Annotated in this window: 11 protein-coding genes and 1 tRNA gene; 6 read left to right on the plus strand and 6 right to left on the minus strand. The window is 39.5% G+C overall.

Annotated features, from left to right (window positions below; translation table 11 throughout):
* Positions 1-6 precede the first annotated feature (6 nt).
* From ACYVJ6_RS01610 to ACYVJ6_RS01625, 4 genes are all read right to left on the minus strand, one after another.
* Positions 7-2,424 (minus strand): ABC transporter permease, encoded by a 2,418-nt coding sequence (locus tag ACYVJ6_RS01610; protein WP_460692278.1) that lies wholly within the window; start codon positions 2,422-2,424, stop codon positions 7-9.
* Between the two features lie 13 nt (positions 2,425-2,437).
* Complete coding sequence (locus ACYVJ6_RS01615; protein ID WP_460692279.1) at positions 2,438-4,792, minus strand: ABC transporter permease; 2,355 nt, start codon at positions 4,790-4,792, stop codon at positions 2,438-2,440.
* 89 nt (positions 4,793-4,881) lie between these two features.
* Positions 4,882-5,559, minus strand: coding sequence for an ABC transporter ATP-binding protein (locus ACYVJ6_RS01620; RefSeq protein ID WP_460692280.1), 678 nt, complete (start codon positions 5,557-5,559; stop codon positions 4,882-4,884).
* Between the two features lie 42 nt (positions 5,560-5,601).
* On the minus strand, positions 5,602-6,855 hold the full coding sequence (locus ACYVJ6_RS01625; protein WP_460692281.1) for an efflux RND transporter periplasmic adaptor subunit: 1,254 nt from the start codon (positions 6,853-6,855) through the stop codon (positions 5,602-5,604).
* 243 nt (positions 6,856-7,098) lie between these two features.
* On the opposite strand from ACYVJ6_RS01625, the gene ACYVJ6_RS01630 reads away from it, so the two are divergent.
* Together ACYVJ6_RS01630 and ACYVJ6_RS01635 are read left to right on the plus strand one after the other, a co-directional pair.
* Positions 7,099-8,454, plus strand: a complete 1,356-nt coding sequence (locus ACYVJ6_RS01630; protein ID WP_460692282.1) for a sigma-54-dependent transcriptional regulator — start codon at positions 7,099-7,101, stop codon at positions 8,452-8,454.
* Positions 8,444-9,796, plus strand: coding sequence for a sensor histidine kinase (locus ACYVJ6_RS01635; RefSeq protein ID WP_460692283.1), 1,353 nt, complete (start codon positions 8,444-8,446; stop codon positions 9,794-9,796). The genes ACYVJ6_RS01630 and ACYVJ6_RS01635 overlap by 11 nt, the downstream gene beginning before the upstream one ends.
* Positions 9,797-9,873: 77 nt before the next feature.
* Here ACYVJ6_RS01635 and ACYVJ6_RS01640 read toward each other — a convergent pair.
* Positions 9,874-9,947: transfer RNA gene (locus ACYVJ6_RS01640), tRNA-Met, on the minus strand.
* A gap of 151 nt (positions 9,948-10,098) precedes the next feature.
* On the opposite strand from ACYVJ6_RS01640, the gene ACYVJ6_RS01645 reads away from it, so the two are divergent.
* From ACYVJ6_RS01645 to ACYVJ6_RS01655, 3 genes are all read left to right on the plus strand, one after another.
* Complete coding sequence (locus tag ACYVJ6_RS01645; protein WP_460692284.1) at positions 10,099-10,479, plus strand: START-like domain-containing protein; 381 nt, start codon at positions 10,099-10,101, stop codon at positions 10,477-10,479.
* 31 nt (positions 10,480-10,510) lie between these two features.
* The gene (locus tag ACYVJ6_RS01650) at positions 10,511-11,944 is read left to right on the plus strand and encodes an LptF/LptG family permease (protein WP_460692285.1); all 1,434 of its coding nucleotides are present in this window, start codon (positions 10,511-10,513) and stop codon (positions 11,942-11,944) included.
* A 178-nt stretch (positions 11,945-12,122) separates the two neighbouring features.
* Complete coding sequence (locus tag ACYVJ6_RS01655; RefSeq protein ID WP_460692286.1) at positions 12,123-13,328, plus strand: bifunctional 3,4-dihydroxy-2-butanone-4-phosphate synthase/GTP cyclohydrolase II; 1,206 nt, start codon at positions 12,123-12,125, stop codon at positions 13,326-13,328.
* Here the strand turns inward: ACYVJ6_RS01655 and ACYVJ6_RS01660 are convergent.
* Positions 13,322-17,791: a translocation/assembly module TamB domain-containing protein gene (locus ACYVJ6_RS01660; protein ID WP_460692287.1), complete on the minus strand. Its 4,470-nt coding sequence runs from the start codon at positions 17,789-17,791 to the stop codon at positions 13,322-13,324. The genes ACYVJ6_RS01655 and ACYVJ6_RS01660 overlap by 7 nt on opposite strands.
* Before the next feature lie 179 nt (positions 17,792-17,970).
* Here ACYVJ6_RS01660 and tsaD point away from each other — a divergent pair, with 179 nt between their 5' ends.
* Entirely contained in the window at positions 17,971-18,972 is a 1,002-nt protein-coding gene (gene tsaD, locus ACYVJ6_RS01665; RefSeq protein ID WP_460692288.1) for a tRNA (adenosine(37)-N6)-threonylcarbamoyltransferase complex transferase subunit TsaD, read from the plus strand.
* Positions 18,973-18,987 lie beyond the last annotated feature (15 nt).

An 18,987-nucleotide genomic window follows, 5' to 3' on the forward strand; every position in this document is an offset into this window, starting at 1 on the left:
ATAGATTTATTCGCTTCTTAAACTCTTAACAGGGTTGGTTAAAGCTGCTTTTATTGATTGAAAGCTGATAGTAACAAAAGCGATCAAAGCGGCACCCAATCCGGCGGCGGTAAGCATCCACCACGATATATCAATCTTATAAGCAAACCCCTGCAGCCATTTGTTCATAAAGATCCATGCTAAAGGCGAGGCAATAATTATGGCGATGAATACTAACAGCAGAAAATCTTTTGTGAGCATACTTACGATGGTTGATAGGCTGGCGCCTAAAACTTTCCTTATTCCTATCTCTTTAGTACGCTGTTCAGCCGCATAGGCCGCTAATCCAAACAGGCCCATACAAGCCACCAATATAGCCAGCGAGGTAAACGCGACAGCTATTTTACCCATGCGCTGTTCGGCAAAATAAATGTGGTTAAAATCGTCATCCATGTAAGAAAAATCGAACTGTACGTTGGGCGACAAGGCAGCCCATTTTGACGCTATTTGCGCGCGGGTAGACGCAACATCGGTGGCGTTTAAGCGAACGCTCATCGAATAAGTTTCGTCGGCAAAGCGGAGTAAAAGAGGGCTTACACTTTCTTTTAACGACCTGAAATTAAAGTTTTTGATAACTCCAATTATATTAAAATACCCTGCATCGTTTCCCCTGGGGTAGTATAATTTTTTACCAACCGGATCTTGAAAACCCAATAGCTGCGCTGCTGCTTCATTAATAATTATCGCATCCGAGTCTGTTTTCATCTCACTTGAAAAATTTCGGCCGGATTTTAATTTTATGCCAAGTGTAGTCAGGTAATCTTCGTCTACATTCCATATTGATGAGAACAGGGCCTGTTTAGCATCCATTGTCGACTCTTTAAAAAAGGATGATGTGTTGTCAGAAGTCGCGGTAGGTAGAAAACTGGTTAGCGTAACGCTTTTTACACCCGACAGTTGCTCAACATCATGCTTTAATATTTTAGCTTTTGCAACTCCAAGGCTACCAACCTGGTGCACAACTATTACCTGATCGCGATCGTAGCCTACATCTTTATTCTGAATGTATTTAAGCTGACTGTAAATAACAATGGTGGCGGTGATAAGAAAAATTGAAATAGCGAACTGAAAAACCACCAGCGAGCTGCGCAACCGCCCGCCCTTAAAACCTGCGGACAGCTTTCCTTTCAGCACTTCTATAGGTTGAAAGCCGGAAAGGAACAGTGCCGGATAAGACCCTGCCAGGCAGCCAACAATAACGATGAACCCTAACAATACCGGGAATAACCAGGCTATAATTTGAGATGTTACCGTAAGTTCTTTGCCCGCCATTTGGTTAAAAACCGGCAAAAATGCCCATGCAACAAATACTGCTATTAACGCACCAACTAAGGTTACTACAATTGATTCTGTAAGAAACTGTGCTATGAGATACTTGCGCGGCGAACCCAATACCTTCCTAACACCAACCTCGCGTGCGCGGTTTGATGACCGCGCTGTTGAAAGGTTCATGAAGTTAACGCATGCGATGAGTAATATAAATAAAGCAATTGCTGAAAAACTATACACAACGGTAATACTACCAGGTTGGCCCAGGCTGCCTTTTATGCTTGAATTAAAGTGGATATCTGTTAACGGCGTTAAACTCCACCTAACATAATTGCCAGATGCCTCCAATTTTGAAAACGTCATGTGTATAACCGTTTGGAGCTCGGGTTCTGCATTTTTCGCCAGAAAGGCCGACATTTTAGCCTCGAACTTTGTAACGTCAGTACCCGGTTTGATCAGAACGTAAGTATGAAAATTGTTGGTGAACCAGCTTGTGTTTTTGGTTTGTTCATTGTCTGCTATAGGCAGGAAAAAGTCGAAATCTAAATGTGATTGTTTAGGGATATCCTTTATTATACCTGTTACTTTATAAAACGAAGTGTCATTAAACGTTAGCACTTTACCCAGCACATCTTTGCTGTTAAAATATTTTCGGGCTGCTTTTTCAGTTATAACAACCGAGTGCGTTGCTTTTAAAGCGGTTGCAGGCCGTCCTTCTATCATGGGCAGGGTAAATACATCAAAAATAGTGGCATCTGCATAAGCAATTTTTACCTCGGGTATATCCTGGTCGCCCTTCTTTACCCATTGCTTGCCGGCATTGAGGATTCTGGTTGCTTGTTCCACTTCCGGAAAATTGCTTTTTAAAGCAGCGGCAGCTATTGCCGGAGTTGTTGCATAGCTCCCTTCAGTTCCGCCAAATTTCATGTCATTATTTACCCGGTAAATCCTATCGGCGTTAACATTGTATCTGTCATAACTCAGCTCGTCAAACACATAAAATACAATAAGCAAACAGGTAGCCAGCCCCAGCGCAAGGCCAAAAACATTTATGGCAGTAAAGCCTTTGTTTTTTAAAAGCGTGCGGTATGCGGTTTTGATGTAGTTCTTTATCATGATACAAATAAATTTATTCGCTTCTTAAACTTTTAACGGGGTTAGTTAATGCGGCTTTAATTAGTTGCAAACTCACAGTTGCCATAGCTATAAAAATGATCAAGCCACCAGAAAGTGCAAATATCCACCACTGTAAGGGTGTGTGATAAGCAAACCCTTGCAGCCAATTATTAATGGCGTACCAGGCTATAGGTGTAGCAATTACCAGAGCAATGATTATCAACCATAAAAACTCAGACGATAATAAAGCAAATAGCGAACTAACATTGGCTCCTAATATTTTACGGATACCTATCTCTTTAAAACGCTGCTCGGCGACAAACATGGCCAATCCTAATAAACCCATGCATGAAATAAATATGGCCAGGAAAGCAAAGTATTTAGCCAAATTCCCTGCAAGCTGTTCGCTTTTATATAACTTGGTATATTCCTGGTCAGAAAATTGGTAGCTAAATGAAAAATTAGGATTTAATTGTTTGCACAACTTTTGTAGCCCGGCAATAACACTTTGGGTTTTACCTTCTTCTACGCGAATTATAATATTCCCCCATCTTTGATCATCAGCAAAGCGGATAACCATAGGCTCAATAGCCTGATGCATAGATTTGTAGTGAAAGTCCCTTAATACCCCAACAATTTTGCCTTTTTTATCGCCCCACCAAATTGCTTTACCCAATGGTTCTTTATATCCCATTTTTTCAGCTGCAGTTTCATTTATCAGAAAACTTGCGGAATCTGCATATACTGTTGAAAAGTCGCGCCCTTCTTTTAGTTGTAATTGTAAGGTCTTTACAAAATCGTACCCAACGGTAGCATCAGCAATTGATGAATTTGAACCGGGGTCTTTACCTTCCCACCTAATATCACCCTTACTATGGGTAATTACGGTAGGCGATTCTTTCATTTTTGAGATGAACTGGATACCTGGAATTTTAATTGCTTCGTTTTTAAATGCAGTATAGTTTTTTGTCAGGTCGCCCTCTAAGGGGATGTACAGTAAATTATCGCGGTTATAGCCAATATTTTTAGTGTGGATGTATTGCATTTGTCGGTAGATCATTACGGTACCTGCAATTAAAAACACAGCCAGTGTAAACTGAAAAACAACTAAACTTTTACGGAAAAATTTAGCACCGCTTGTAAACGTAAGGCTACCTTTTAATACCCTTATGGGGTTTAATGACGACAAGAAAAAGGCCGGATAACTACCTGCGATAAATCCGGTTAAAGTAAATAATACTAATAATGCTGCCCAAAAACCGGGTTGTTGTACAGGAATAAAAAGTTGTTTGCCTACTACATTATTAAAAGCCGGTAAAATCGCTAACACTAACGCTAATGCAAACAGCATTGATATAAATGTGAGCAGCATTGCCTCGCAAATAAATTGTCCCATTAATGCGGACCTGATTGCTCCAATAACTTTTCTTACGCCTACCTCTTTAGCACGTTTGATGGAACGCGCCGTAGCCAAATTCATGAAATTGATGCAGGCTATTAACAAAATAAAAATAGCTACAATGCTGTAAAGGCGTACATACTCTATTCGGCCACCATCAATTTGCCCATTTTTAAAAGTGGAATGCAAATATTTCTCGGTATAAGGCTGTAGAAACAATTCATTACTTAATTCAGGCTTATGCTGCTGTACAAAGTTTTTGATCTTATTGCCAACTTTAGTAAGGTCGGCATCAGCACGTAATTGAATATAGGTTGCGGGGCTGGTACTATCCCAGGTGCTTACCCAGGCATTTTCGGCAACAAAAGACCGCCAGCTTCTTAAAAAATCAAATTGTTGAGACGAATTAGCTGGTACGTTCTCAAAAACTGCAGTTATTGTAAGGTTATCCCTGTTCTCATACCGTATGGTTTTACCGATAGCTTTTTCAGGCGATCCAAAGAATAGCTCAGCCATTTTATGTGAAACGGCAATACCTTCAGGAATATCTAATGCGGTTTGAGAATTACCTTGCAGTAATTGATAAGTGAACATCTTAAAAAAGTCGGCTCCAGCATAAGTGCCATCCATCTTCAATACTTTTTTATTGGCCTCAAATGTTTGAGGAAAGTTCTGCTCCAAACCACTTGCATATTGTATTTCCGGTATTTGCTTCTTTAATTCAGTAGCCAATAACCCTTGTGTAAGATAACTGGCTTCAACTTTACCGTCATTAATAGTGCGCTCATAAACCTGGTATAATTGTTTGCCATTTTTGTGAAAGCCATCCACGCTGCGCTCACTTTGTACCCAAAGCATAATCAATAAACTACACGCAAGCCCAACTGAAAGCCCGGCCAGATTTATAATTGCTTGCACCTTGTTTCTTACCAAGTTACGCCAGGCTATTTTTATATAGTTTTTTATCATATCAATTATATTTTAAAACCCTTATTAGCCCCCTTTCGGGAGGGAGCTAAAAGAGCAGTCATTATGATCAGTATTTGCGTATTACTTTATTAAATCATAATATTTTCAATCACCGCCTGCCCATCCAGCAGCCTTATAATACGGTGGCTGTATCGTGCGTCATGCTCCGAGTGGGTTACCATTATAATGGTAGTTCCCTGCTCGTTCAAATCGGTTAATAGTTCCATCACATCGTTACCGTTGCGGCTATCCAGGTTACCGGTAGGCTCATCCGCCAGGATAAGCTTAGGGTTATTTACCACGGCACGGGCAATGGCCACGCGCTGCTGTTGCCCGCCTGATAGCTGCTGCGGATAATGGTTACGGCGATGCATGATCTGCATTTTATCCAGCACGGCCTCTACCATTTTTACCCTATCGGCTGATGCTACCCTTGTATAAATGAGAGGCAGTTCAACATTTTCAAACACGGTTAACTCATCTATCAAATTAAAACTTTGGAAAACAAAGCCGATGTTGTGCTTACGCAGGTCAGCCCGTTTACGCTCATTAAAATGAGCCACCTCAATATCATTAAACAGGTAGCTGCCTCCATCCGGGTCATCCAGCATACCCAGTATATTCAACAAGGTTGATTTACCGCAGCCCGATGGGCCCATAATGGCTACAAACTCGCCTTTTTTAACTTCAATACTGAGTTTATTTAACGCAATGGTTTCTACCTCTTCGGTGCGGTAAAATTTTTCAAGGTCTGTTATTTTTATCATGTTGCTTTTTCGCCAATTGGCGATTTAATAATTGTGATTAATTTACTTTTTTAAAACCAATTCCTGCATATCGCCATAAGTGTCATAGTCTGATGTGATTACTTTATCGCCGGGTTTAAGGCCCTGTAATACTTCATAATAATCAGGGCTTTGCCTGTTTAATTGTATATCCACTTTATACGCTGTTTTGCCGTTATCGCTCACTTTAAATATCCAGTTACCACCGGTTTGCTGGTAAAAACCGCCCTTAGGTAATAGTATAGCTTGAGTTTCGTCGCTTAGTGCCAGCCTTATTTGCAAGGTTTGCCCGCGTCTTATAGTTTTAGGTACTGCGCCAACAAATTGCATATCTACCTGGAAATGCCCGTTGGTTACCTGTGTGAATATCTTTGTTATTTTAAGCTGATAGGTTTTATCATCAATAGAAAAATCTCCTATCAACCCATTAAACACACGGGTAATGTAATGCTCATCAATATCTACCCGTACTTTATAGCCCGACAGCACATCAATTTGGCCCAGTCTTTCGCCTTTATTTTTACTTTGGCCCACCTCTGCATCTAAAGCGGTTAGCTGCCCATCAACAGGTGCCCGTACGATCAGATCGGCCACCTTTTTGCGCATCAAGTCAAGCGTTTTTTTCATTTGTGCATATTGTTCTTTTGTTTGCGCATCCTGCTGCCTTACTAATGCTGTATCCTGCTTTAATATCTGCATGGTTAAGTTTTTGCGGCGCAACTGGTAGTCATAAGCGTTTTGGGCCTGTTTAAACTCTTGCAGGCCCACAGCTTTTTGATCGTATAATTGTTTATTCAATTTATATATCCGTTCGGCTTCTTTAAAAGCATTATCCACATCGGCCATTTGGTTAAGTTTGCTTATGGTGTTTTGTTGCGCGTTGTTACGCGATATTTGTATTTGTGTTTGTGCCGCGTAAACCTGGTTTTCCTGGCTGGCCAAACTCAATTCGAGGTCGGTGTTTGATAATTTTAGTATTGGTTCGCCTTTTTTCATATTGGCGCCATCCTCTACAAAGCGCTGCTCTACACGTCCGCCCTCTAATGCATCCAGGTAAATAGTTGTAATTGGTAATACCACGCCGTTAACCGGTATATATTCGCGAAACGGACCTTTAGTAACTTCGCTTATGGTTATGCGTTCGGTATTAACATTTAATTGGCTTTTGCCCGATGTAAAAAATATGCTGGCCGCAATTAGTAACACTAATGCGGTTATTCCGCCAATAGTCATTAAGCGTTTACTGTTCCACCTGCTTTTTTCAATTTTTCTATCCACTGTTGGTATTTATTTATGTGATGTGTGTATACAAACCTGTGCCATAAAATAAAAAGCTCATTTACAGTATATTATGATTTATTTTTAGAATATGCGCGTTCGCTAATGTTACAGCAGGTGTACGATTATGATACAGTTTATATTTGAATTTAAAACGGAAGGCATTATTTGCCAATAAGTTAGCTTTATGGTAAATTAATTGTTAAAAATTGCAGAGATTTAATGCTGTAATACAATAACCTTATGCTATTAAAAAAGGCAACTGTTTTAGTTGTAGATGATGACCCTGATGTGCTTACTGCCGTAAAGCTTTTGCTTAAAACCGAGGCGCATGAAGTTATCACCGAAAGAAACCCTGAAAATATAAACTCGCTGCTGCTACGTAACCAGGTTGACCTGGTATTGCTGGATATGAATTTTAACAGCAGTATTAATACCGGTAACGAGGGAATATATTGGCTGCGCAAAGTAAAAGAATGGAAACCTGCAGTTAAAGTAATAATGATAACGGCCTATGGAGAGATTGACCTGGCCGTACGCACATTAAAAGAGGGTGCTGATGACTTTATAGTAAAACCATGGCATAACGATAAGCTAACCGAAACAATTAAGGAACTGCTGGATAAAAAGGAAGGCGCTAAACAACCCACACCATCAGCAAAAAGCGGGAGCACCGCGGCCATATTGGGCGAGTCGGAACCGATGCAGGATATATTTCATAAAATAAATAAGATAGCCCCTACAGATGCCAATATTTTAATCCTCGGCGAAAACGGAACGGGCAAGGACCTGGTAGCCAAAGCCATTCACGAACAATCATTACGTTCGGGTAAGCCCTTTGTTAAGGTTGATGTAGGCGCGCTAACCGACACGCTATTTGAAAGCGAGCTATTTGGCCATAAAAAGGGCGCGTTTACTGATGCGCGCGAGGATAGGCAGGGCCGTTTTGAGGATTCACAAGGCGGTACTTTGTTTTTAGATGAAATAGGAAACATCAGCTTGCAGCAGCAAGCCAAACTGCTAACTGTTTTACAAAACAGGCAGGTTACCCGCCTGGGAACTAATAAACCGGTAGATATTGATATCCGCCTGATATGTGCTACCAACATGCCCTTGCAAGAATTGGCTAATGAGGACCGATTTCGTAAAGACCTGATCTATCGTATTAATACAGTTGAGGTAACTATGCCTCCATTACGTGCGCGCGACACAGACATCATATTGCTGGCTAAACATTTTGTACAGGTTTATAGCCAAAAATATTTAAAACCGGCTATTAGTTTTGACAACTCGGCATTACAAAAACTTAAAGCTTATACTTATCCGGGAAATGTGCGCGAGCTGCAATACAGCATTGAGCGCGCAGTGATTATGGCAGATGAAGCTATATTAAAGGCAGATGACCTAACATTTTCTGCATTAGAATCAGCAGTAGATGATAGCTTGATAAATACAGATAACATACAATTAAGCACATTGGAAAAAAATGCCATATTGCGTGTTATTGAAAAACACAATGGTAACATTACCCGAGCTGCAAAAGAATTAGGGCTAACCCGTACCGCGCTTTACAGGAGAATAAGTAAATATGATATTTAAGCGTTACGAGTGGCGGTTGATATTGCGTGTGCTGGCTTTATTTGTCACACTTTTAGCGGCTGCATTTATACTGCTTATTGGATTATATATATATATACTAATTGTACTTCCGCTCATAATTTTTGAGTTGATAGATATGATCCGATTCAATAAAAAAGCACAGCAGGAAATCAGCCAGTTTGTTGAATCTGTTCATTACCGCGACTTTTCAAGGCATTTTGATGTAGGTAAAGCCCCCGGCGAATTAAAAGAACTGCGCAAAGGTTTTAATGACATCAACAGCACTTTTAAACTGATAAGCCGCGAGAAAGAAACCCAATATCAGTATTTGCAAAAGATATTGGAACTGGTAGATACGGGTATCATATCTTACGAACAGGAGAGCGGTGAGATCATTTGGATAAATGAGTCGTTTAAAAACCTGTTGAATATCCCCTATTTAAAAACCATACACTCTTTAGCTAAGCGCGAACCTGTTTTTTATGAAGACATCATCAACATTAAAGCCGGCGATAATAAACTGGTAACCATTACCCGCGATCAGCAGCAAATAAAAATATTGGTAAACATTAGCATATATAAAATTGAGGATAAGATATATAAATTGCTTGCTTTTCAAAACGTAAGCGAAGCACTGGATGAAACAGAATCAAAAGCCTGGCAAAAGCTATTAAATATCATGACGCATGAGATCATGAACTCGGTCGCGCCTATTTCATCACTGGCCGAAACGTTGAAGAACCGCCTGCAAAGCCCGCAAATTGTTAATAGTGTTGCCGCTGGCGAACTGGAAGACTTGGAGTTGGGAATTGATACCATTAAGCGCCGCAGCGAAGGATTGTTAAAATTTACGGAGAGCTATCGTAACTTGAATAAGATAACTCAGCTTGACCTTGAACCTATATTGGTTTGTAACCTATTGGAAAATATCAACAGCCTGATGCTACCGACGCTTGAGAAAAAGCAAATTGAACTGGATATTATCATCAAGGATCTTACCCTTTCGGTTAATATTGACATTAATTTAGTTGAACAGGTATTAATTAATTTATTACTAAATGCTGTTGAGGCCGTAAAGGATAATCCTAAACCACGAATCGTTCTATCAGCGGAAGCACAGAACAATAAAACCATTATCAAAGTAAGCGATAACGGTATTGGTATGTCGGCTGAATTAGTTGATAAAATATTTATTCCGTTTTTTAGTACCCGTAAAACCGGCAGCGGTATAGGTTTGAGTTTATGTAAGCAAATTATATTATTACATAAAGGCAATATACAGGTTCAATCAGCAGAGGGTAGGGGGGCGGTATTTATATTACAGTTCAGTAATAAGTTATAATCTTAGGGGTTAACACAGTTGTCTAAATTATAAGCAAGAAAAGCCATCCACCAAAGGTGAACAGCTTTCTGTCAATGTAGCGGGGAGCAGGATCGAACTGCCGACCTTAGGGTTATGAATCCTACGCTCTAACCATCTGAGCTACCCCGCCGTATGTTTTATAACTCAATTGGTTAAGTAGTTTGAGTTATTTGCCCTAAAATTAGGGCTCTTAAAAAAGGTTTGCAAATATAGCAGAAATTCGTTTCCTTTAGAAAAAATGTTAATATTGCCATTAACATACCTGTAATTATAAACCCCTTATGTCTGAAAAGAAGAAATTTAACCTGGAATACGAAATAAAATCATCTCCACGCATACTATATACTTTTTTGAATGAACCCAACGGTTTAACCCAGTGGTTCGCCGATGATGTAAGCGTACGCGACTCTATCTATACCTTTACCTGGGATGATGAACAGCAAACTGCTAAACTTATCTCCATAAAAGAAAATAAGCTGGTACGCTTTAGATGGATAGACGATGACCCGCAATATTTTTTTGAAATGGAAATTGTGCAGGATGAGTTGACCAATGACGTTGCCCTTGCCATTACCGATTTTGCTACTGATGAAACCCTTGCCGAGCGCAAATCTATCTGGGATAACCAGATCAAGTATCTGGTGAGTGTTTTGGGTGCCTAAACACACCATAAATTTTCGCTAATTTTGCATAGTGAAAAAAATACATCTTCTATTACTTAAATCATTCATAAGGCCCTTTATAGTTACCTTTTTGATTGTGATGTTTGTGTTGCTGATGCTATTTCTGTGGAAATACATTGACGACCTGATAGGCAAAGGGCTTGAGTGGTATGTAATACTGGAGTTAATGATGTATGCTTCGGCTACCAATGTGGCAATGGCGCTCCCTTTATCTGTACTGTTATCTTCTATCATGACCTACGGCAGTCTGGGCGAAAACTACGAATTGGTAGCTATTAAATCTGCAGGTATTTCTTTACAGCGTGCGCTGTACCCCATGTTTATTTTGGTTGCCCTTATAAGTATAATGGCTTTCTTTTTTTCGGATTATATGCTGCCCAAGGCCAGTTTAAAGTATTATTCGCTGTTATGGGATGCCCGCGAACAAAAATCGGCAAATTTTTTACCCGAGGGGATATTTAGTAACAGTTTTCCGGGATATACTATAAGAGTACGCAAAAAAGACGAGGATGGCCAAACACTGCATGATGTGATCATTTATCAAAGAAGTATTCAAAATAGTTCAAACTCTGTAACTTTTGCCAAAAAGGGTAGAATGTATCGTACGCCCAATGATAAATACCTGGTTTTAAAATTAGAGAATGGTGTACGTTATGAAGAGGCACCGGCAGGCGGAACTGAAACTGGAGCTCTAAACCCAAGGCAAACCCTTACGCGTTACCGCTTTGCAAGCACTCAGCAAAGATTTGATTTGTCAAGCTTTAAGATGAATCGTACAGACGAAACCATGTTTAGCAAGGCCTATCAAATGATGAATTTAAAGCAGTTGAAAGGGCAAATGGATACAACACAAAATTTGATAAATGCCGATGCTAAGGACAACTATAAATTAATTACACCCTTTATCAGGTATTTCAATATACCCCATAAGTCAGTTGCTGTTAAAAAAGCCATACCGGCTAAAGCAACTGTAATGGACGGGAAACAAAGCGATATGCAATTAAGTATTATATCAAATGCCTTAAACGAGGTTAAGTATATAACTGACGCATTAAAAAGTCGTCATACGTTATATAAAGACTATACAACTAACCTGTACGCTGCACAGGTAGAATATCAAAAAAAATTCACGCTGTCTGCAGCTTGCTTAGCCTTGTTTTTAATTGGTGCACCTTTAGGCGCAATTATACGTAAAGGCGGGCTGGGGTTGCCGGTTGTTATATCCGTAGTTTTTTTCCTCATCTATCATATCATATCAACCATAGGCGAAAAATATGTAAAGGCAGGCGATGCCGAACCAATTGTAATGTGGGCAGCTATACTTATTTTAGCACCATTGGGGCTTTTCTTATCCTACAAGGCAGCTAATGACTCGGTGATTTTTGATATTGATGCTTATAGGCGTTTTTTTGTAGGATTATTTAAGCGGAAGAAAGAGATTTGATATTAGATTAGTTATTAAAGATTGAAGATTAGTTTTGCATAAGGGAAAAAAAACTAATCTTTAATAGCTAACCTTCAATCTTCAACAACAATTTACATATTCCCGACCATTATCCTTTTATTATAGCTTAAATTTGCATCGTCACAAATAGGTGCAAGCCTATAATGTTAATTTATTTATGCTAAACACCATACCCGAAGCGATAGAAGCTATAAAAGCCGGTAAAACCATTATAGTGGTTGATGATGAGGACAGAGAGAACGAGGGTGATTTTTTAACCGCTGCGCGCAATGCTACTCCTGAGGCTATCAACTTTATGGTGCGTCATGGTCGTGGATTGGTTTGTGCCCCAATTACTAAATCGAGAGCTGAGGAATTAGAGCTGGATTTAATGGTTAGCCATAACACCACTTCATACGAAACAAATTTTACGGTATCAATTGATTTGCTGGGACATGGTTGTACTACAGGTATATCGGCAACTGATAGGTCAAAAACTGTAATGGCTCTGATCGATCCGGCAATTACTCCGGAAGATTTGGGTAGACCGGGGCATATTTTTCCGTTGATTGCTAAAAATGGTGGCGTATTGCGACGGGCGGGACATACTGAGGCGGCAATTGATTTTTCGGTTTTAGCCGGTTTTGAACCTGCAGGAGTAATATGCGAGATCATGAACGAGGATGGAGAGATGGCCCGTTTACCCGATCTGTTAAAAATAGCCAAAGAGCATGACCTGGTAATAGTATCAATTAAAGATCTTATAGCTTATCGCCTGGATGCCGAAACATTAGTTAAAAAAGAGGTATCGGTTAAATTGCCTACAGAGTGGGGCGATTTTGAAATGATTGCCTATACGCAGGTAAATACCGGCGAAAACCATTTGGCCCTGGTAAAAGGTACCTGGGAGTTTGACGAGCCTGTATTGGTACGCGTACATAGCTCATGTGTTACCGGCGACATATTTGGATCGTGCCGTTGCGATTGTGGCCCGCAGTTACATGCAGCAATGGAGATGATACAGAAAGAAGGTAAGGGTGTAATTGTTTATATGAATCAGGAGGGCCGGGGCATAGGATTAATTAATAAGCTTAAAGCCTATAATTTACAGGAAAATGGTTTTGATACCGTTGAAGCTAATTTACAATTGGGCTTTAAAATGGATCAGCGCGATTACGGCATTGGCGCGCAAATATTACGTAGCCTGGGCGTATCAAAAATGCGTTTAATGAGCAATAACCCTAAAAAACGTGCAGGGCTAATTGGTTACGGGTTAGAGGTGGTAGATAATGTGCCTATTGAAATTGTGCCTAATAAGCATAACGAGGTTTACTTAAAAACCAAGCGCGATAAAATGGATCATTCCATTCTTAAAGATCATTGATCAGGATCGTCTAAATAATTGGTGGCCCCTTTTCGTTTTAAACTATCCGGTAATGCCGGATTGGTTGCGGTACTATCAGTAAGCGCCCGTTGCCTGCGGCGGCGGTTACCAAAAGTAAACATGTTCCTGAAAAATTCGCCTATGGTATCAAAGTCCCGTTGATATACCAAACCAATACCATTTACATATTGCGCGGTAAACGCATCACCGCTATAAGTATTTAAAGTAGTGGTATTTAAAGCTCTGTAGGAAAACCGGGCCCGTAAGTCGCCATCGGGCCTTATCAGGTACGAGGCTTCAAAATCTTTAGTCAAATTATTAAAGCCCGAGCTAAATAGGTTATTATTAAAATTATATATATCGCCATTTCCCGAATTGGTAAATAAACTACCATTGATCCTTAACCTTTCATTAAACAAACGCACTGATGCGCTTGCATCATTATAAGAACGGATATTCAGATCAAAATTTTTAATGTTTGATTGCGATATCAGGCTGTTTAATTTATTAAAGGCAAATTCGCTTACCGCGCTGCCCGCTGTTTGAAATGCTTCGTTGGTTAAACTATTACCCGTACCCGGTGCAAAATTACGGCGCACAATAATACTTATCGCTTGTTGGTTACGGTTATTAACGTCGCTAAGGTACGTAGCCAGGTCATCTTTAATATTTGGCTCTGTTGGGAAGTTAAAGTTAAAATCAATATCAGGCTTTATCAATGATTTAGTCAGTATCATTTCGGCTTGTACTAACACCTGTTTTTTTCCTTGTGGCGATTGTGAACCTGCGGCAAGATAAAGGTTGGATATATCTGTACGTACTTCATAAAGGGCCTTTAGGTTAATTTCGGCATTGGCGGGGTTGCCTGTCCAACGTATGTTGCCGCCTTGGCTAACTGTAAAGTTTTTACTAATAACGTTATTGGAAGTAAACTCAAATTTACCTGATACAATATTATAATCACCAACCATCTCAAAATCGCCCAGGCTGTTTATTTTCAATTTTAAACCATCGGTTGTACCGTTACCCTCTAATTTACCGAGGTCGGTGGTTATCTTCACTACAGTTGCTTCGTCGGCAGAAAGGTCAAAATTAAGGGTAACGCCCCCAAACGCTTTCTCCTTGGCCACAACTTTAGCAGTATCGCTATGGCTCACAAACGTTATAAAATCATAATCGCTCACGGTTGAAGATGTATTTAATGGAATATTAAATACTGTTCCTGCAGTAGTACGTGCAGTAATATTAATATTCATATTATCAATTGGGCCGGTAAAGCTAAATGTTCCTGTGGCGTAAGCAGTACCATAATATAAATGGTTGTCTTTAAAGCTGGTGTTAAGCGCCATCAACTTTTGATCTCTTGGTACAGTTAAGGTTACATCAAGCGTAGGATTTGAAAGATTATTTAAATCAACACTTCCATTAATAATACCTTCACCGCCTTGGGTATCTTTTAATGACATGTTGTCTATACTTACCACACTATTGTTTACACTTAATCTATCATTTACTGTATAAGTAGTTTTTAAATAATCAACGGTTAAGCCGGTATTATTTAGAGTGAGGTCGCCATTAAATAACATATTTTTAGGTGTTCCTGATAGCTTTAAATTGGCAGACACAGTACCCTTCATATCAGACACCAAACCCTTGGTAAAAGGCGAAATTATTACCGCTTCAGTTTGGTTCATTTTAAAATCAAAATCAAGCTTATCTCCACCCTCTTTTCCTAATAAATATACCCCTGTGATATCAAGTGTTTCTAACCCACGGTTTAATATGTTTATTTTAATATTGAGTTGTTTGCGTGCATTATCCAATGTGGACCCAATTTTAACATTCCCCACCAAAGTTTCATTCATTTTTAGCGAATCGATGATAAGGTTGGCATCAACCCCCGGCGATTTGGTTACACCGGTTAATAATACATCACCATTAAGCAACCCGCCTAAACTAACACCTGATGTCTTGGTTAGCTGGTTAATAGTAGCCATCTTGAATTTATCAAACGTAACCTTTAATTCATCCTCCGGGTTTGCGGATATAAAGCCATCTATTTTCACCATTTGTTGCCCATTAGATAGTTCAAAGCCAGATACTTCGGTTTTACCATCCAGCAAGCGTATATCTACCTTTTCCTGTATCTTCCAACTCTGGTTTTCTAATATTACATCAGATGGCAGCAAACTTAACCTGGCAGTGGTGTCTCGCCCAAATTGTACTAAACCATAAAGGTCCAATTGGTTAGTCGCGTCTTTATCGGCTAATTTAATGTTAAAGTTAAGGCTGTCACGTTTCAGGAAATTGGTGATGTTTATATTTTTAACATAAAGTTCCTTGTTCAGGTCAACCCGGCTTACTGATACGTTTAGCCCTAAATAATCATCGGTGGTATTCTCGTCAATGATAAGGTCGTTAAATACGATGCCATCATATTTAATGGTTTTTACATAACCGTTAAGTGTGGCAGTTTTCTCATTAGAGTTAAACTTGCCTACAAAAGTTCCCTGGTCGGGCACTTGTAGTTCGGGCATAAAAACAGCCAGTAAAGGGTCAAGGTTTTTGAGTTTCAGGTTAAAGTCAAAATGTTGTGGCTTGTGCTCTGCTATTGTAGTTTTTAATGATGGAATGTATTTTTTTACTATGGTTTTAAAATAATCCGGTAGGGTAGCCAGATCATAGCTGCCCTTAATACTGCCATCCAAAACATCTGATGTCATGGAAATTGACCGGTTGTCGCCTTTGCCTGTTGCTAATAAATGTAATGAATCAACCACATAATTATTAGTAGGGCTAACCACCCGCACGGGCGATAACAATAGCTCACCCTCAAAATTTTTCAAATTACTGCCCGATCCTTTGGCCATTATCTGCATACTGATAGTAATGGTATCTTTAAGCAGCTTTATGGTATTTAGTTCAGCATTATCAACGCTTGCTTTAAAATCATATACCGGCAATTCGGGCTTAAGGTCAATACTGCCATCCAGATCAAGCTTAATATTTTTATCATTTACTTTGATTGTAGCTATAGCCTTTTTATTGGCAAAAGTGCCGTTTAAAGTAACGTTGCTATAGTTGTAATTTTTAAAATCAATATTTTTAATGGATGCCGTTACCCGTGTATCCAGATTGTCCAGATCATCGCCGCTGCCTTTTACATTGGCGTTAACGGTGATGCGGCCAATTTCTTTACTGTCAATTAAAGTACCCAGGTCAAAATTGTATGTGTTTATTTTGCCGCTATAGCTTGGCCGGCCGGCTTTATTAATTTTAAGGTTGATATCCGGGTCAAAACGTCCAAGCTTGGTTTTAAATACACCATAGGCCACAAAATCATTTTGCACTCCGGTAAATCTGCCCGTGAAGCTGATGTTGCCAAATTTACCCACCACATCAGGTGCCCTAGCTATCGGATCGCCGGTAAAATCGGCCATCAGGTTATCAATATCATTTTTATTGGTAGCAACCTGGTCAAATTTCAACTCCATGAAAGTGTTTTCCCAATCTGGCAATCCACGTATATTAAAATCACCTTTTATATAGGTGGATTTTCCTGCTTTAATGGTTAAGGCCTTAGTTTTGATATTATTTATCAACCCGCTTACCTGCCCATCGATGCCCAAATCAAATTTTACTTTATCTAACGAGCTCCCACTGAAATAAGCTATGTCTTTTGATGATAATCGCGAATCTTTAAAATCGGCCTCCATACGTACCTTACTTTCCAGTTCGGCAAAATCATCCATGGTTTTAAAGCTCATCCTAAAATAATCCCTCAATGTAGAGTTAGGGGTTTGGATGAACATGTTTTTGGCTACTATCTGGTTAGTATCAATAGTAGTAACAGCGGTTAAGTTTTTAATATAGAAGCCGCTTTTTTCGCGTAGCGTTAACCGGTGAATATCTCCTTTAAACAGGTGGTTCCTAATATCTACATTGTTAACCGTTACGCTAAAATTGTACACGTCAAAATCATCAAAATCAATCCCTTTGGCAGGTTTTTCATTTAACTGGTTTTTGTACCGAAAGCGCAGGTTTGTAACGCCTATTGTGTTAAGATTAACTATCCAGGGTTTGCCTGCTTTTTTAACTGTATCCTTTGAGGCGAAATTATCTAAAATGAATTGCAGGTTTGTTTGTTTGTTCTTTAACTTTTTAAGATAAAATGAGCCATTATCCAACTGTATCCTATCGATATTAATGGTTTTGTTTTTAATGCTCGAGAAAACCGAGAAACCGTTGATGTCGACCGAAAGTTTTGGTGTACTTATCAGCGTATCTTTTTGCTGATCTAATACAAAAAAACCCTCTAAAACAACCGACGAGAAAGGCTTAATGTAAAGGCTTTTTATAGAAACTGTGGTATTTAACTTCTCTGAAAAGTATTTTGCCGCTTTTTTTGCCGCCCATGTTTGTACCGGCTTGTATTGGAAAACCAACAACAAGATGCTTACCATCAGCAACAACAGCAATACAATACTTAAACTTATTTTGAGTAGTTTTTTAATAACTTTGTGTTTTGTAATTCAAAATGCAAAAGTAAAAATTCAAAAACGCGAATGTACCTTATAAAGTACTTTACCGATTAATTGTTTACTACTTTTTAATTTTGACTTTTAACTTTTGATTTTCACCCGTGCCTGTAATTTTAGCCATAGAATCTTCCTGCGATGACACCTCGGCTGCCGTATGTGTTGATGGTGTTGTATTAAGCAACGTTATTGCTAACCAAAAAATACATGAGGCCTATGGAGGTGTTGTCCCTGAGCTCGCCTCAAGGGTTCATCAGCAAAACATAGTTCCGGCTGTGCAACAGGCATTAATTAACGCAAAAGTAAGCAAAAATGATGTGGATGCGGTAGCTTTTACACGCGGTCCCGGTCTTTTAGGCTCACTATTAGTTGGCGTATCTTTCGCCAAGTCATTTGCATTAGCAAAAAGCCTGCCTATTATTGAGGTTAACCACATGCAGGCGCATATTTTGGCGCATTTTATTGAAGGTCCAAAACCTATATTTCCATTTTTGTGTCTTACCGTATCGGGCGGGCATACACAAATCGTATTGGTAAAAGATTATTTTGATATGGAAGTGATAGGCCAAACGTTGGATGATGCCGCCGGCGAGGCGATGGATAAAACCAGTAAGATACTGGGCTTACCTTATCCCGGTGGGCCGTTAATTGACAAGCATGCCCGTAATGGTAATCCTGATGCTTATAAATTCCCCGAGCCGCAAATACCCGGACTGGATTTTAGCTTTAGCGGATTAAAAACATCCATACTATATTTTATACGCGATAACGTTGCCGCAAACCCTAACTTTATTGAAGATAATATAGCAGACATTTGCGCTTCGGTTGAGCAGCGGATTGTTACCATTTTGCTGAATAAATTAAGCAAAGCGGCTAAGGAATATGGCATTAAGGATGTAGCTTTGGCAGGTGGAGTGTCGGCCAATACCGGTTTGCGCCAGGGGCTGCAAAACATGGGCGAAAAAAATGGGTGGAACTGTTTTATACCCCAAATGCAATATTGTACTGATAATGCGGCCATGATAGCCATTGCCGCACATTATAAATATTTAAAAGGCGATTTTGCCGACCAAAGTATAACTCCTTTAGCCAGGATGCCAATGTAGATCATAGTATATGGT

This window comes from Mucilaginibacter puniceus (assembly GCF_054783175.1).

Excerpts from the sequence above, each read along its gene's own strand:
- ACYVJ6_RS01610 (WP_460692278.1), bottom strand. The coding sequence starts at position 2,424 with ATGATAAAGAACTACATCAAAACCGCATACCGCACGCTTTTAAAAAAC.
- ACYVJ6_RS01615 (WP_460692279.1), bottom strand. The coding sequence starts at position 4,792 with ATGATAAAAAACTATATAAAAATAGCCTGGCGTAACTTGGTAAGAAAC.
- ACYVJ6_RS01620 (WP_460692280.1), bottom strand. The coding sequence starts at position 5,559 with ATGATAAAAATAACAGACCTTGAAAAATTTTACCGCACCGAAGAGGTA.
- ACYVJ6_RS01630 (WP_460692282.1), top strand. The coding sequence starts at position 7,099 with ATGCTATTAAAAAAGGCAACTGTTTTAGTTGTAGATGATGACCCTGAT.
- ACYVJ6_RS01635 (WP_460692283.1), top strand. The coding sequence starts at position 8,444 with ATGATATTTAAGCGTTACGAGTGGCGGTTGATATTGCGTGTGCTGGCT.
- ACYVJ6_RS01645 (WP_460692284.1), top strand. The coding sequence starts at position 10,099 with ATGTCTGAAAAGAAGAAATTTAACCTGGAATACGAAATAAAATCATCT.
- ACYVJ6_RS01655 (WP_460692286.1), top strand. The coding sequence starts at position 12,123 with ATGCTAAACACCATACCCGAAGCGATAGAAGCTATAAAAGCCGGTAAA.
- ACYVJ6_RS01660 (WP_460692287.1), bottom strand. The coding sequence starts at position 17,791 with ATGGTAAGCATCTTGTTGTTGGTTTTCCAATACAAGCCGGTACAAACA.